This window comes from Brevibacterium sp. FAM 27836 (assembly GCF_051351055.1).
Classification (GTDB): Bacteria; Actinomycetota; Actinomycetes; order Actinomycetales; family Brevibacteriaceae; genus Brevibacterium.
Map to the genome: position 1 here is coordinate 1,141,863 of NZ_CP195711.1, position 13,695 is coordinate 1,155,557.

11 protein-coding genes are annotated in these 13,695 nt (G+C 64.4%); 1 reads left to right on the top strand and 10 read right to left on the bottom strand.

From position 1 onward, the window contains the following. Window positions 1-400: 400 nt before the first annotated feature. The 10 genes from ACSE4D_RS05310 to ACSE4D_RS05355 all read right to left on the bottom strand — a co-directional run bounded on the left by ACSE4D_RS05310 (window position 401) and on the right by ACSE4D_RS05355 (window position 12,372). Window positions 401-1,249 carry a sugar phosphate isomerase/epimerase family protein gene (locus ACSE4D_RS05310; RefSeq protein WP_425119849.1) on the bottom strand — a complete coding sequence of 283 codons (849 nt, stop codon included), beginning with the start codon at window positions 1,247-1,249 and terminating at the stop codon, window positions 401-403. Then, window positions 1,246-2,718, bottom strand: coding sequence for a sugar porter family MFS transporter (locus ACSE4D_RS05315; RefSeq protein ID WP_425119848.1), 1,473 nt, complete (start codon window positions 2,716-2,718; stop codon window positions 1,246-1,248). Before ACSE4D_RS05315 ends, ACSE4D_RS05310 begins: the two co-directional genes overlap by 4 nt. A 68-nt stretch (window positions 2,719-2,786) precedes the next feature. Beyond that, window positions 2,787-3,800, bottom strand: a complete 1,014-nt coding sequence (gene iolG / locus ACSE4D_RS05320) for an inositol 2-dehydrogenase (RefSeq protein ID WP_135542511.1) — start codon at window positions 3,798-3,800, stop codon at window positions 2,787-2,789. Between the two features lie 70 nt (window positions 3,801-3,870). After that, complete coding sequence (locus ACSE4D_RS05325; protein WP_135542509.1) at window positions 3,871-4,947, bottom strand: Gfo/Idh/MocA family protein; 1,077 nt, start codon at window positions 4,945-4,947, stop codon at window positions 3,871-3,873. Continuing rightward, window positions 4,944-5,828 carry a sugar phosphate isomerase/epimerase family protein gene (locus ACSE4D_RS05330; RefSeq protein WP_135542507.1) on the bottom strand — a complete coding sequence of 295 codons (885 nt, stop codon included), beginning with the start codon at window positions 5,826-5,828 and terminating at the stop codon, window positions 4,944-4,946. Before ACSE4D_RS05330 ends, ACSE4D_RS05325 begins: the two co-directional genes overlap by 4 nt. Next, entirely contained in the window at window positions 5,825-6,796 is a 972-nt protein-coding gene (locus tag ACSE4D_RS05335) for an NAD(P)-dependent oxidoreductase (RefSeq protein WP_135542505.1), read from the bottom strand. The genes ACSE4D_RS05330 and ACSE4D_RS05335 overlap by 4 nt, the downstream gene beginning before the upstream one ends. Next, window positions 6,789-8,039 carry a Gfo/Idh/MocA family protein gene (locus ACSE4D_RS05340; protein WP_135542503.1) on the bottom strand — a complete coding sequence of 417 codons (1,251 nt, stop codon included), beginning with the start codon at window positions 8,037-8,039 and terminating at the stop codon, window positions 6,789-6,791. Before ACSE4D_RS05340 ends, ACSE4D_RS05335 begins: the two co-directional genes overlap by 8 nt. A 53-nt stretch (window positions 8,040-8,092) precedes the next feature. After that, on the bottom strand, window positions 8,093-8,881 hold the full coding sequence (locus ACSE4D_RS05345; protein ID WP_135542501.1) for an HpcH/HpaI aldolase family protein: 789 nt from the start codon (window positions 8,879-8,881) through the stop codon (window positions 8,093-8,095). Next, the gene (gene iolD / locus ACSE4D_RS05350) at window positions 8,869-10,803 is read right to left on the bottom strand and encodes a 3D-(3,5/4)-trihydroxycyclohexane-1,2-dione acylhydrolase (decyclizing) (protein ID WP_135542499.1); all 1,935 of its coding nucleotides are present in this window, start codon (window positions 10,801-10,803) and stop codon (window positions 8,869-8,871) included. Before iolD ends, ACSE4D_RS05345 begins: the two co-directional genes overlap by 13 nt. A gap of 120 nt (window positions 10,804-10,923) precedes the next feature. Beyond that, window positions 10,924-12,372, bottom strand: a complete 1,449-nt coding sequence (locus ACSE4D_RS05355; protein ID WP_135542497.1) for an aldehyde dehydrogenase family protein — start codon at window positions 12,370-12,372, stop codon at window positions 10,924-10,926. A gap of 238 nt (window positions 12,373-12,610) precedes the next feature. On the opposite strand from ACSE4D_RS05355, the gene ACSE4D_RS05360 reads away from it, so the two are divergent. Then, a complete protein-coding gene (locus tag ACSE4D_RS05360; RefSeq protein ID WP_167854502.1) occupies window positions 12,611-13,687 on the top strand; it encodes a LacI family DNA-binding transcriptional regulator in 1,077 nt (358 codons plus the stop codon). Window positions 13,688-13,695 lie beyond the last annotated feature (8 nt).

Consider the following 13,695-nt stretch of genomic DNA (forward strand, 5'->3'; position numbering starts at 1 on the left):
TTGTCTCACCAGAAAAATAATGTTTCTGGCATCACAACTTGTTCAAACAAACACGCTATTGGATTCTCAAACCACAAACACTCACCCATCACCACAACCCAACAAAAAGGGGCGTGTTCACTGGGGGCATCAGTTTCATTTATCGTCACCCACCCGATCCCCAACCACCGTGACAAACCGTGTTTGTCCTGGTCAGGCCCGGTGGAAACCCTGTCTTTCAGACTGTGTTTCCGGCGGGGCAACGAGATATAACTCTAGACCAGGCAAACCCGTCCACGCAAATCCAAACCCGCCATTCCCCACGTGACACCCACCACACGGACTGCCGGGGAACAGGCAGCCTTCCAGGAGCCCTGAAACAGCGGCGCTCCTGGAAGCTGGGCTTCGAGCATGGGCGCGTTCATGCGAATGCCGAGAGGGCACTGAGTCGTGCCGCGTCCAGAGCCTCGGACAGGCTCCGGCGGCGATGAGCCGCCGACAGGATCTCCACTCCCCACGGTCCCTCGTATCCGATGCTGCGCAGTGCCTGGATGAAGCCGGCGACGTCCTGGACTCCGTCTCCGATGAGCTCACGATTGTCGCGAGTGTCTTCGAAGAGCGATCCGACGACGTCTTCCTGGGCATCACAGAGTTCGACACCGAAGACCATGTCCGTGGTCAGACAGGCCCGCAGCTCGTCCAAAGAGGTGCCTGCCCGGAACACGTGCCAGTAGTCGACGATCAGACCGGCCGCCGGGTGGTCGACCTGGGAGATGAGTTCGGCTCCCTGCGGCATCGACGCGATCATGCCGAAGGGAAGAGGCTCGAGGGCGACCTTGGTCCCGTACGAGGCGGCTTCCTCTGCCAGGTCCCTGAGAGGGGCGACGAGAGGACGGACGTCTTTGAGAGCGGGGGCGCTGTCGGTGCCGATCTTGATGAAGGCGGCGTCGAGAGCCTGCGCGGCTTCGAGCAGTTCTTCCCAGTGTCCGCGCCAACCTTCGCTCGGGTGCTTCCACCATCCTGAGCACAGTTCGACTTCGACGTGCTGCAGGCCGGATCCGGTGATCTCGTCGGCAAGAGTGTCGTAGCCGATGGTGTCCCGGATGGCTCGCAGGTCATCGAGGACGAAGCCGAGCCCCATCCAGCCGGTCGCGGCGATCTGACGAACCCGCTCGATCGGATCCAGCGGGCTCCGCTCGCTGCTGCGCATCGGAGCCGCGTCGCCGGCGCTGGTCCAGCAGGTGGCTATCAGTTCCGGTTCGATCATCATTCGTCACGCAGCTTCTTCCATGCCCCGAAGCGGTATGCCAGGCCCGATTCGATGCCCTCTTCCATCTTCTCCAACGATATTCCCCGCGTCTCGGGAACCTGAGTCGCAATGAAGATCAAGGCGAGTACTCCGACTGCGGCGAAGAGGAAGAAGACACCGGAGATCCCGATCCCTGCCACCAGCGATGGGAACACGAGAGCGATGGCACCATTCATGCCCCAACCGAACAGCTGCGAGATTCCGATGCCCACACCGCGCATCGGCAGCGGGAACACCTCCGCCAGCCAGACCCACACAGCGACATTGAGGAAGGACTGCATCGAGGCGACGAATCCGACGATGAGGGCGAGGATCACCCATGCGCGCAGCGGGTTGTCCTCGGACATGAACTTGGAGCACAGACCGATGAGCAGGTGGAAGGTCGTCGTCAGGGACAGACCGGTGATGAAGGTCGTGCGTCGGTCGACACGGTCCATCATGTAGAGGGCGAAGAGTCCGCCCAACACAGCGACGACACCGGGAGCGATGTTCGCGATGAGTGCGGCGTTGGCGGCGAACCCTGACTGGATGAGGACGATCTGCCCGTAGTACATGATCGAGTTGATTCCGGTGAGCTGCTGGCAGACCGCCACGCCCATGCCGACAAGCACGATCCGGATCAGCCATTTGTTGAACACGAACTTCCGGTAGCCGACTCGACGATCTCCGGTTGAGGCTTCCGCCACCTCTTCGACGGATCCCAGCTCCGCACGTGCCCTCTCTTCGGTGCGCACCGTCATCAGGACAGCGAGAGCCTCGTCGTGGCGGTTGTGTTCGACCAGCCACCTCGGCGATTCGGGCATCCGGAGCATGCCGATGAACAGGCAGACCGCGGGTATTGCGCAGATGGCGAACATGACCCGCCAGATCCCGTCGATATGTCCCCAGACGTTGCCGATGATGGCATTGACGACGAAGGCGGCAAGCTGTCCGCTGACGATCGCGACTTCGTTTCGTCCGCTGATGGATCCGCGGATTTCGTGTGGAGCGAGTTCGGACAGGTACACCGGGACGACGATGGAGGCACCGCCGACGGCCAGGCCGAGCATGATCCGACCGATGACCAGCACAGACACGTTAGGGGCGAAGACGGCAACCAGCGTGCCGAGGAAGAACAACATCGCCAGGACTATGATCGTTCGACGTCGTCCGACCATGTCGCAGATCTTGCCGCAGGAAACGGCGCCGACAGCGGCAGCGAAGACGAGCGAACTCGTCACGACACCTTCGCTGACTGCAGTCAGTCCGAGTTCTTCGGACATGGGGCGCAGCGCCCCGTTGATGACACCGGTGTCATAGCCGAACAGGAGCCCTCCGAAGCAGGCAACGATAGAGATGAGTCCTATCCGTTTGCGATGGGCTCCGGTCTTGGGCATCACCGGCAGTGCTGAGTCTTTGACGATTGGTGACTCTGTTGAATTGGCAACCACGATGGTCTCCTAACAAATATGCATCGTTGCACTCTGATATGCGTTGCCGCATTGGGTTGGGTTCAGGGTCAGGCGGTCAGATCGACCTGGACGACCCGTCCTTCTGCCGCGGATGTCTGGGCCGCATTGGCCAGGATCAGCGCTGCTCGGCCATCAGCGAAGGACGAGCAGCGTGACTCCTCTCCGCGGACGAGCTGACAGAATTCGCGCAGCTCTTCGACGTAGGCGTCGGAGTATCGCTCGAGGAAGAAGTGCTGATAGGGCGAGGTGGTCTTCACCGCAGTCGCGTTCGAGTAGCTGACCAGACTCGTCCCCGCGTTCCCGACTTCGAGCATGCCCTGGCCGCCGAAGATCTCGATCCTCTGGTCGTAGCCGATCGCGCTGTGCCGTGAGTTCGTGATGGAGATCTGGACCCCGGTCGAGGTCCTCATCGTCACCATCGCGGTGTCGAAGTCGGAAGTCTCCTTGGCTCCGTCGTCGAACAGCTGTGAGCCGGTCGCGAAGACCTCGACGATGTCAGGGGCGAAATAGCGTGCCATATCGAAGTCGTGAATCGTCTGGTCTCGGAACATGCCGCCGGTCGTCCGGAGGTTCTCGACGCTTGGTGGGGCGGGGTCGCGGCTGATGATCGACAGCTGCTCGAGGTCTCCGACCTCACCGGCGATGAGGCGTTCTCGAGCGAGTGAGAAGTCACGGTCGAATCGGCGGTTGAAACCGACGGCGAAGGGAACGCCGGAATTCTCGACCAGTGGCGCCAGTTCGTCGACGCGGGCGATGTCGAGGTCGATCGGCTTCTCGCAGAGCACCGGGATTCCGGCTTCGATGGCCTTCTTGATGAGATCGGCGTGGGTCGACGTCGGTGAGGCGATGACCACTGCATCGAGCTCACCCGAAGCGAAGGCTTCGTCGGGGTCGCCTGTTGCGCGGGCGCCGTTTTCCTCAGCGATCGCTTCGGCTCCGGCGACATAGGGGTCGATCACCCAGGTCAGGGTGGTTTCGGGAAGTGCCGCGATGTTGACGGCATGGACTTTGCCGATGCGGCCGGTCCCGATGAGACCGATGCGCAGTTGTTCATTCGTCATTGAACTTCTCTCCTCGTTCGAAATTCGCGTTGAGTCAATGTGGGTTTGTGCGGTGTCGCGGCTTGAGCGCTCACGCGGTGATTTCGTCCAATCGGACGGGTCGGCCGCGCCGCACCGATTCCTCGGCTGCCAACGCCAATTTCGCTGCGACGATGCCGTCGGACGGCAGGGTCAGCGAGGTGGCATCGCCGTTGATGACGGCCAGGAAATGTCGGACTTCGCGTCTGAAGGCCGGTTCGAACCGTTCGATGAAGTCGGCGTAGGTCGACTCCGGTGGGGCGACTCCCGGTTCGGTCGAGGTGACCGGCGAGTGTGAGTCGATGCCGGCTGCGAACGCCGCATCGCTGCCGTAGACGACGGTGTTGACGTCCTGGCCGGAGGCGATGTTGCGGGCACCGCTGATGAGCGCCTGCACTCCCGATTCGAAGGTGATCACGGCTGTGGCCGTATCCAGGTCGCCGCTGTCCGCATAGGCCTGCTCGTCGAGCACCCCGCCCGAGGCGAAGATCGATACGGGTGCCTCACCCATGAGCCAGGGGATCGTGTCGAACTCGTGGATGAGCAGGTCGCGCCACACCCCTCCCGAGGTGGGGATGAATTCCGGATCGACATGGAAGTGATCATGTCCGGCCGAGTGGATGACTCGGATGGTTCCCATCTCACCGCTGTGGATCCGTTCTCTGAGGGTCTGGAACCCTTCGTCGTACCTGCGGTGGTAGGCGACCATGATGGGCACGTCGAGCGCTTCGAACTCCGCGGACAGGGCCGCGGTCTCTTCGAGCTTGAGTCCGATCGGCTTCTCGACGAGAACCGGGACCCCAGCGGTCAGTGCTGTCCGAGCGAGATCGGGGTGGGTGTGCGTCGAACTGGCGATGATGACACCGTCGAGTCCGTCGGTCCAGTCCTCGGTGAGCAGCACTGTGCTGATGACCGGGCGGTTGACGGGACCTGCGGGGGCGTGAGCACCTCGAAGGTCCGGCCCCGCGTCCGGGGCCAGCTCCGACTGCAGCTGCGCTTTGGCGTCTTCGAGCTTGCCTGCGGTGCGGCCGATGAGCACGAGCTCGTCGACCCCGTCTTCCTGCGCGATGTTGCGAGCGTGCATCCGTCCGATCCGGCCGAGGCCGACGACGCCGATCCGTGTGCTCATCGGTTCTCCTCGATGATCTGCTTGAGATAGCTGAGGCTGGCGCGAGCCTGGTCGATCGGTCCGGAGCCGGGCGCCGGTTCGTCGGCGACGACGGTGTCCTGTTCGAGGGTGAACCAGCCGTCGAATCCGGCGCGGATGAGAGTGCCGACGATCGAGTCGATGTCGATGTCTCCCTGGCCGAGCGGCTGGTACATTCCGTCGACGACGGCATCGTAGTAGGTTTGTTCGCCGGCCTGGACACTGCGTGCACGGTCGAGCGCGACATCCTTGAGGTGTGCGTGGGAGATGCGTCCCGTGTGCTTCTGCACGAATTCGACCGGGTCCACTCCGCCGATGAACATGTGTCCGGTGTCGAAGCAGAAGTCGACGTCGGTGCCGTTGAGAATGTGGTCGACGTCGTCCTGGGTTTCGACCATGGTTCCCACATGCGAATGCAGGCTGACGGTGACTCCCTGGGCTTTTGCGGCTTCGAGGATGCGGTCGATGTTGCGGTAGACGGTCTTCCATCCGGCCTCATCGAGTTCAGGGCGCTTGGCATCGTAGCCGTCGACGCCCGTCGCTGCTGCCAGGACGAGGGTGTCCGCACCGGCTGCGGTGTAGGCTTCCAGTTCGCGCTCGATCCCGGGCAGCGGATCATGGTCGGGGTCGTGGATGATGGCCGGGTAGAACCCTCCGACGGCCTGCATCGAGTGCTTCTTCAGGGTTTCGGCCCTGCCTGCGGCGTCGTCGGGAAGGAACCCCTCGGGGCCGAATTCCGTAGCGTCGAAGCCGAGTTCCTGCATTTCGGTGAGGACCCGTTCAGGGCTCAGCTGGTATCCCCAGTCAGGGACTTCGCAGACTCCCCAGGAGATGGGGGCCGCGGCGATTTTGACGTTGCTCACCTTGGGTCTCCTTTGCTTGCGGCTGCAGGTGCAGCCGGCGAATCCACTTCGTTGACCGCTGCGCCCGGGCGCCCGCCTTTGAGGACTGCGTCCACGGCACGGGCGGCGGCGACGAAGGTGGCATGGCTGGCTTTTGCGCTGAGCCCCATCACATGAGGAGTCAGCACTGTGCGGGGGTGCTGGTACAGGGGGTGCGGCCGAGGCGGCTCGGATTCGAACGAGTCGAGTCCGACGCCCCCGAGTTTGCCGGACTCGAGTCCCGACAGAGCGGCGTCCTCGTCGACGAGTCCTCCGCGGCTGGTGTTGATGAGGATCGCTCCGTCCTTCATCAGATCGATTGTGCGGGCGTTGATCATGTGGTGGGTGCTCTCGAGGAGCGGCACGTGCAGAGTGACGATGTCCGATGCGCGCAGGATCTCGTCGACGGTGTCGACCCTATTGGCTTCGGGCACCTCGGCGACGGGGTCGTAGGCGAGGACGCTCATGCCGAAGGCCTCGGCGATCGCCTTCACCCGCCGACCGATGTTGCCGAATCCGATGATGCCCAGACTCGCTCCGTCGAGATCGCCGACCGGGACACTGGTGCGTTCCGTCCATCCCCCGGAGCGAACGATCTCCGTCAGCGGTGCCAGTGACTTCACGAGCTGAAGCATGTGAGCGAACGCGCCCTCGGCCACCGCAGTCGAGTTGACACCGGGGGTGATCGCCACGGGGATTCCACGTTCGGTGGCGGCGTCGACATCGACGTCGTCGACGCCGACGCCGGTGCGGGCGATGACCTTGAGGTTGGGCATCGAATCGAGTTCTGCGGGGCCGACCTTGACGGCAGCGCGCACGATTGCGCCCTCGGCCTTCGCGTAGTCCTCAGCTCCGGGGCTCTCGACGAAGTCGACCCCGAGTCCGAGTTCTGCTTCGACGAGGTCCTTCGGTACCGGTCCGAGTCCGATGACGGTGGTCTTCTCAGGCATCGACAGTCTCTTTCCTGTTCGAGTCGTCCGTGGTCCGTGTCGATGCCGAGGTGCCCTCGACCTGTTCGACGGTCTGCCAGGACTCGGTGGCGATCGCGCGCTCACCCGCGTAGACGACGCGGTTGGCGGCGAGGGCGTCATGGACGTCGGCGTGGGTGGATTCCTCGCCGACATGGGCGAGCAGGAACTTCTTCGCTTCGATGACCTTGAGGTCGTCGTAGCCCATCGAGGTGCCGGCGCCCGGCTGGAACTTCGAGAAGTCGCCGAAGTCCGGACCGGCCATCACACGGGTGAACCCGACATGAGGACCCTTGTGTCCGAGTGCCAGTTCGAGTTCGTTCATCCGTTCGAAGTTCCACCGCAGTGAGCCCTCGGTTCCGTAGACCTCGAGCGAGTACTCCGCGCGCGGCCCGACGCACACTCGTGAGGCTTCGAGCGAACCGACGGCGCCGGCTCCTTGAGCGTCGGGGCCGAAGTGGACGAGCAGTCCGGCGTAGTCTTCGTTCTCGACGGGTGCCATCTCTCCGCCCTCGACGACGTCGAAGTGGGTGCCGCTGCCCATCTGCTGCTTGGGGCGCTCGGTGTAGGCGGTGTTGGCCACGCCGGTGACCTTGTCGATCGGTCCGACGACGTAGTGGGCGAGGTCGGTCAGGTGTCCGAGCAGGTCTCCGAGGACACCGGAACCGGCGAGTCCGCGGATGAAGCGCCAGGACAGAGCGCCGTTCGGCTCGGCCGAGTAGTCGGCGAAGAATGCGCCCCGCACGTTCGTGATGCGTCCGAGCTTGCCTTCGGCGATGATCTTCCTCGCGTATTCGATGGCCGGGGCGTTGCGGTAGTTGAAGCCGACAGCGGTGACGACTTCCGCGGCATCGGCCGCGTTGACCACGGATTCCGTCTCTTCGTCGGAACGGCCGACGGGTTTCTCGATCCACAGTGATTTGCCGGCCTTGGCGACGGCGGTGCCGATCTCCTCGTGGAGGAAGTTCGGTGCGCAGACGGAGACGACGTCGACGTCCGGGTGGTTGAGAACGTCGTTGTAGTCGCTGGTCGAATTCTCGTAGCCCAGCACGTCCTGGGCGAACTGAGCGCGCTCGTCATTGGTGTCGGCGGCGATGACCAGGCGTGTTCTGATGCCGAGCTCGGGGTAGACGACGGGAACGTTGGAGTAGGCGCGGCTGTGGAGCTGCCCCATCCAGCCGACGCTGATGAGTCCGACTCCGATGGTCGTGGGGTTGTTGCTCATGGTGCTCCTTGAGTAGTCAATGGTGGGGCGGTTGGCCCCGATGTTCTGCGGCGTCAGTCGCGCAGGGTGGACACGACCGCGGCAGCGGTGTCAGCCAACAGTGTCGAATCCGAACCGACCGGCAGGAAGGTGAAGCCCTGTTCGGCTCGGGTTGTGGCCACCGCTGAGTCGGCACTGAGGATTCCGGCCGACTTTCCGTGTCTGCGTGCAGCTGCGACGACCGTGTCGAGGGCGTCGCGGAAGACCGGCGCATTGAAGTCGAGCGGCACACCGAGCGCATACGACAGATCCAGGGGCCCGACGAACAGGACGTCGACGGCGTCGAGTGCGGCGATGTCGTCCACCTCGGCGAGGGCGCCTGCTGTCTCGATCTGAACGATCGTCAGCACCTCGTCGTTGCTCGTCTCCAGCCCCGCTTTGTCCATTCCCCAGCGGAGGGAGCGGTTGTAGGTGGCCACTCCCCTGTCTCCGAGCGGTGGGTAGTGCAGGTGCGGAATGATCTCGGCCACCTCGGCGGCGGAGCTCACTCGCGGGAGCATCACTCCGGCGGCACCGGCGTCGAGGGCACGTCCGATCCTGATCCGGTCCGGGATCTCCACCCGCACCAGGGTGGCTGCCCCGTATCCGCCGGCGGCCGCTGCCGCATCACCGATCGATGCTTCGTCTCCGCCGCCGTGTTCGAGGTCGACGAGGATCCAGTCGAGTCCGGCGGCGGCCAGGACCTCGATGGCCATGGTGGAGCCGAGACCGGCGAAACTGCCGATGGTTGTCTCGCCCGCACGGATCCGTCTGGCCAGCGCGCCCTTGTCCAGCGGGGTCGGCGATGTGTTCACACGTGCCATTTCTGGTCCTCCAGACCCTTTTCGTAATCGGCGCGCAGGCCGGAGACCCATTCCTGTTCGGCGACCTCGGCGGGTGCGACATCCCAGAAGACTCCGGACCCGGGCAGGTCGACCAGCGGGATGGTCGGCACCACGATGGCCACGGGTCCGTGGACGTCGCGGGTGTCGTTGAGCGCTGCCCGGATCTCGTCGACGCTCGTGGCGCGGATGGTCTTGGCGCCGAGGCCCGAGGCGATCTCGCCGAGGTCGACGTGGAGGTAGTCGCCCGAGAGCCGGGCGGTGTCCTCTTCGTCGCGGTAGCGGAAGTCGTTGCCGAACTGCTCTCCGTACTTCATCATCTGCAGGCGGCGGATGACCTGGAAGCCGTGGTTCTCCGAGATCACGTAGGTGATGTCGAGGTGCTCCTGCGCTGCGGTGAGGATCTCGGTCGGGTTCATGAGGAAGGTCCCGTCGCCGATGAAGACCGAGACGCGGCCGGTGCTCTCGGGGTCCGCGAGCCGGACTCCGATGCCGGCGGGGATCTCGTAGCCCATGCAGGAGAAGCCGAACTCGAGGTGGCAGCGACGGTCATCGGTGGCGTCCCATACCTTGAGCAGGTCTCCCGGGGGTCCACCGGCGGCGGCGATGAGTGTGTCGCCCGGCTGTGCATGCTCCTGGAGCAGACCGATGAGCTGTCCCTGGGTGACGGTCGCGTCGGTGTCCGGGATTCCCAGTGCCGCGTGCTCCGGTGCGTGCTTGTCGAAGGCGGTGTCGGGGTCGAGTGCCTGGCTGCGCTGCGGAGCCCATTCGGCCTTCTGCGAGGCGACCTCGGCGGTCCAGTCACCGGGCACCGAGTAGTCGGAGAGCTGCTGGCTCAGGGCTTCGATTCCCAGCTTCGCGTCGGAGAGCACCGCGACGGCTCCCTGCTTGATCGCGTCGAGCTCTGCGATGTTGATCGAGACGAAGCGCACATCGGGGTTCTTGAACATCGTCTGCGATCCGGTGGCGAAGTCGGTCAGTCGTGTGCCGATGCTGACGATGACATCGGCCTGGGCGACGAGGCGGTTGGTCGCGGGGTTGCCCTCGAGTCCAATGCCGCCGAGCACCCAATCGGCGTCGGTGAGTGCTGCGCCCTTGCCGCCGAAGGTTTCGGCGACAGGGATGCCGGTGGACTCGGCGAATGCGGCCAGTGCCTCACGGGCTTCGGAGTAGTGGACACCGCCGCCGGCGATGATCAGGGGCTTCTTCGCCGAGGCGAGGACGGAGACCGCCTGTTCGATGTCGCTGGGCTGCGGAATGGTGCGACGGATCGGCCAATCCCGCTCGCGGAACAGGCTGACGGGGAAGTCGTAGGCGTGGGACTGGATGTCCTGGGGCAGGGAGAGCACGACGGCTCCGGTCTCCGCGGGGTTCGCGAGCACGCGGAACGCCTTGGGCAGCGCGGTGATCAGCTGCTCGGGGCGGGTGATCCGGTCGAAGAACGCAGAGACGGGACGGAATGCGTCATTGACGGTGAGGTTCGGGTCCTGAGGGTTCTCGAGCTCCTGGAGGACGGGGCCCTGGCGCCTGGTCGCGTAGGTGTCGCCGGGCAGCAGGAACAGCGGAAGGCGGTTGACCGTCGCCAGTGCGGCCGCGGTGACGAGGTTCATCGCTCCGGGACCGATGGAGGCGGTGACCGCGAGCGTCTGCCGCCTGCCGCTGGCCTTGGCCAGAGCACTTCCCGCGTGAGCCAGCGACTGTTCGTTGCGGCCCTGGATGAACGGGAGATCGTCGGCGTACTGCGAGAACGCCTGGCTGAAGCCGGCCACATTGCCGTGGCCGAAGATGCCGGCCGCGGCCGGGATGAACCGCTGACGGTCGTCATCGAGGACCGAGTACTGGCTGCTGAGGAACTTGACGACGGCCTGGGCCACCGTCAGTCGGATGGTCGGTTCGTGACTCATGGGTTCTCCTTCGAACGGATAGGGTGCGCCGTGACCTTCTGTGATCATGGGCGCCGAGGTTGATGTGTCGGTGTGTGTTCCGCACCGAACGCTGTCTGTGCGATCTTCTGTCCCGAAGAGTCAGGCCCAGGGGCGGCCGTGGATGACGACGGTCTTCGACTCGGTCATCTCTTCGACGGCGGCCCGCAGACCTTCCTTGCCGATTCCGCTTGCCTTGAGACCCCCGTACGGCATGAGGTCGGCCCTCCACAGCGGAGTCCAGTTGATGTGGATGTTTCCTGCATCGACCTCACGCATGTACTGGACGCCTGCGTCGACGTTGTTCGTGAAGATCCCGGCGGCGAGTCCGTAGTCGGTCGAGTTCGCCAGTTCGATGGCGGTCTTGACGTCGGGGGCGGTGGAGACGGCCACTGCGGGGCCGAAGATCTCGTCCTGCGCGATCGAGGCTTGGGGATCGACGCCGCTGAGGATTGCGGGCTCGAGCATCGCGCCGTCGCGGTCGCCTCCGAGTTCGAGGCGTGCTCCGGCGCCGACGGCTTCGCGGATGGCCCCTTCGACACGTTTGGCCTCGGACTCGGTGATGAGGGTTCCGACCGTCGTCGCGTCATCGTCGGGGTTGCCGATCCGGTGTTCCCGGACCTTGGCGCTCAGCGCATCGAGGAAGTCACCCTGAATGTCTTCGTGGACGATGACTCGCTGCACCGAGATGCAGACCTGACCGGCGTTCGTGTACCCGCCGGCGGCAACAGCACTCGCCGCGAGCTCGATATCGGCGTCGGGAAGGACGACGACGGGGGCAGACGACCCCAGTTCCAGGGACAGCTTCTTCACACTGGCGATGGAGGCCAAGTGCTCGCCGACCCCCGTGGAGCCGGTGAACGAGATCTTCCGGACGCGCTTGTCGGCGGCAAGGCGATCGCCGATGTCCCCACCGGATCCGGTGAGCACGGAGAGGACGCCCTCAGGCAGTCCGGCATCGATGAAGCATTCGGCCAGCGCCAGCGCCGTCAGCGGAGTGGTGCTTGCGGGCTTGAGGATCACCGAGTTGCCTGCGGCCAACGCCGGGGCGATCTTGTGGTTGACCAGCAGCGCCGGGTAGTTGAAGGGAGTGATCGCCACGACCACGCCGACCGGCTGGGGCAGCGTGAAGCCGACCTTGTCGAGGCCGGTGCCCGGGTTTGCGTCGAGGGGAAGCGTCTGGCCGTACAGCTGTGTGCCTTCGAACGCCGCCAGGCGGATGATCGAACCGGAGCGGCCGGCTTCTGCGCGGGCTTCGCGCAGAGTCTTGCCGTTCTCGGCCGAGAGCACCTGGGCGATCTGTTCGGTGCGCTCGTCGGCCAGAGCCGCGGCCTTGAGCAGGATCTCGCTGCGTTCGTGGGCCGGAGTCCTGCGCCAGACCTCGGCACCGCGAGAAGCGGATTCGAGGGCGGCTTCGACGTCCGCAGCACCCGCGATCGAAACCTGTCCGACGGTGCGTCCGTCGAACGGCGACACCACGTCTTTCAGCTGACCGCTTCCCTCACGAGAAGCTCGCCAGGTTCCACCGATCAGCAATTCGCTGCGCGTCATTGCGTACTCCAAACTCTTTCGACAATCTTCAAGCCTCATTTTGAACCGGTCCAATTTGAAGTTCATCGTTTTTCGTCCAAATATTTGGACCGGTTCAAAATGAGATCAATGCGAACTTAATGTGACGCCGCCGACATTGTCAAGCACTCTCTGGAAACTCAGGTTGAGATTTCGTGCTCCACGGCCCGGACGGACCCGACCCCGCTCGACTCCCCTGCCCATGTGTGATGATGAGCATATGCCGAATTCCAACAGTGACGGGTCGAGGACCGCGCGGTCGCGGCCGACGATTCGCGATGTTGCTGCGGCTGCCGGGGTGTCGAAGTCGCTGGTCTCCCTTGCCTTCAAAGAACCGCAGCGCGTCAGCGAACGCCGCCGCGAGCTGATTCTGCGCTCGGCTCAATCCCTGGGTTATCAGCCGAACTTCCTGGCCCGCTCACTCGCCGCAGACGGATCGCCGTTCGTCGGCATTCTCGTCGTCAATCTCCACAACCCGATCTTCGCCGAGATCGCCGATGCCGTCCGGTCCGAACTCGATGCGCGTGGCGAATACGGCCTGATCACCAGTGCAACGATCGCGAACGATCGGAGTCCGACCGAGCCCTACGGCCGCATCGACTCCCGGGTCATCGCAATGCTGCAGGACCTGCGGCCGAAGGCGCTGATCGTCGTCGGAACGGTCATCGAGCACGAAGCACTGTCCTCGGGCATCCCCACCGTCTACGCCAGTGCTGCTCCGAGTCCGGACTCCGGCTATTCCTCGGTGCGCATGGACGACGTCAGCGGAATCGCTCTGGTGCTCGATCACCTCCAGGGGCTCGGCCATGCACAGATCGCCTTCACCGGCGGGCAGGGCAGCGCGGTCGCGAAATCGAGGAAGACCGCCTACATCGAAGCCATGCGCTCCCGCGGCTTGGTGCCGAGAGTCCAGTCGGCCGGGTTCTCTGAGCACGACGGGTATACGGCCGCTCAGCAGCTTCTGCGATCGAGCACGCCGCCGACCGCCATCGTCTCGGTCAACGACATCTCCGCCATCGGAGTCCTGGCCGCCGCCGACGAGGCAGGAGTGCGCGTACCCGATCAGCTCGCGATCGTCGGCTTCGACAACATCTCTCTGTCCGGCCTCGAACGGATCTCCCTGACCTCTGTCGATCCGCAGAACCAGCTGATCGGGCGGCTGTCGGCCCAAGCGGTCTTCGACATCCTCGCCGACCCAGAGGCCCCCCGCCGGGAGAACCTCATCACCCCATCACTTGTGGTTCGGCGATCAACGGTTGCGAAGCCGTCGTCGGGATCGACGTCGCCATCGGGATGAAGCCTCTG

What these genes read in the sequence shown, in the direction of transcription:
- ACSE4D_RS05335 (WP_135542505.1), bottom strand. Translation starts at nt 6,796, where the DNA reads ATGCCTGAGAAGACCACCGTCATCGGACTCGGACCGGTACCGAAGGAC.
- ACSE4D_RS05340 (WP_135542503.1), bottom strand. Translation starts at nt 8,039, where the DNA reads ATGAGCAACAACCCCACGACCATCGGAGTCGGACTCATCAGCGTCGGC.
- iolG (WP_135542511.1), bottom strand. Translation starts at nt 3,800, where the DNA reads ATGACGAATGAACAACTGCGCATCGGTCTCATCGGGACCGGCCGCATC.
- ACSE4D_RS05345 (WP_135542501.1), bottom strand. Translation starts at nt 8,881, where the DNA reads ATGGCACGTGTGAACACATCGCCGACCCCGCTGGACAAGGGCGCGCTG.
- ACSE4D_RS05360 (WP_167854502.1), top strand. Translation starts at nt 12,611, where the DNA reads ATGCCGAATTCCAACAGTGACGGGTCGAGGACCGCGCGGTCGCGGCCG.
- ACSE4D_RS05325 (WP_135542509.1), bottom strand. Translation starts at nt 4,947, where the DNA reads ATGAGCACACGGATCGGCGTCGTCGGCCTCGGCCGGATCGGACGGATG.
- iolD (WP_135542499.1), bottom strand. Translation starts at nt 10,803, where the DNA reads ATGAGTCACGAACCGACCATCCGACTGACGGTGGCCCAGGCCGTCGTC.
- ACSE4D_RS05310 (WP_425119849.1), bottom strand. Translation starts at nt 1,249, where the DNA reads ATGATGATCGAACCGGAACTGATAGCCACCTGCTGGACCAGCGCCGGC.
- ACSE4D_RS05355 (WP_135542497.1), bottom strand. Translation starts at nt 12,372, where the DNA reads ATGACGCGCAGCGAATTGCTGATCGGTGGAACCTGGCGAGCTTCTCGT.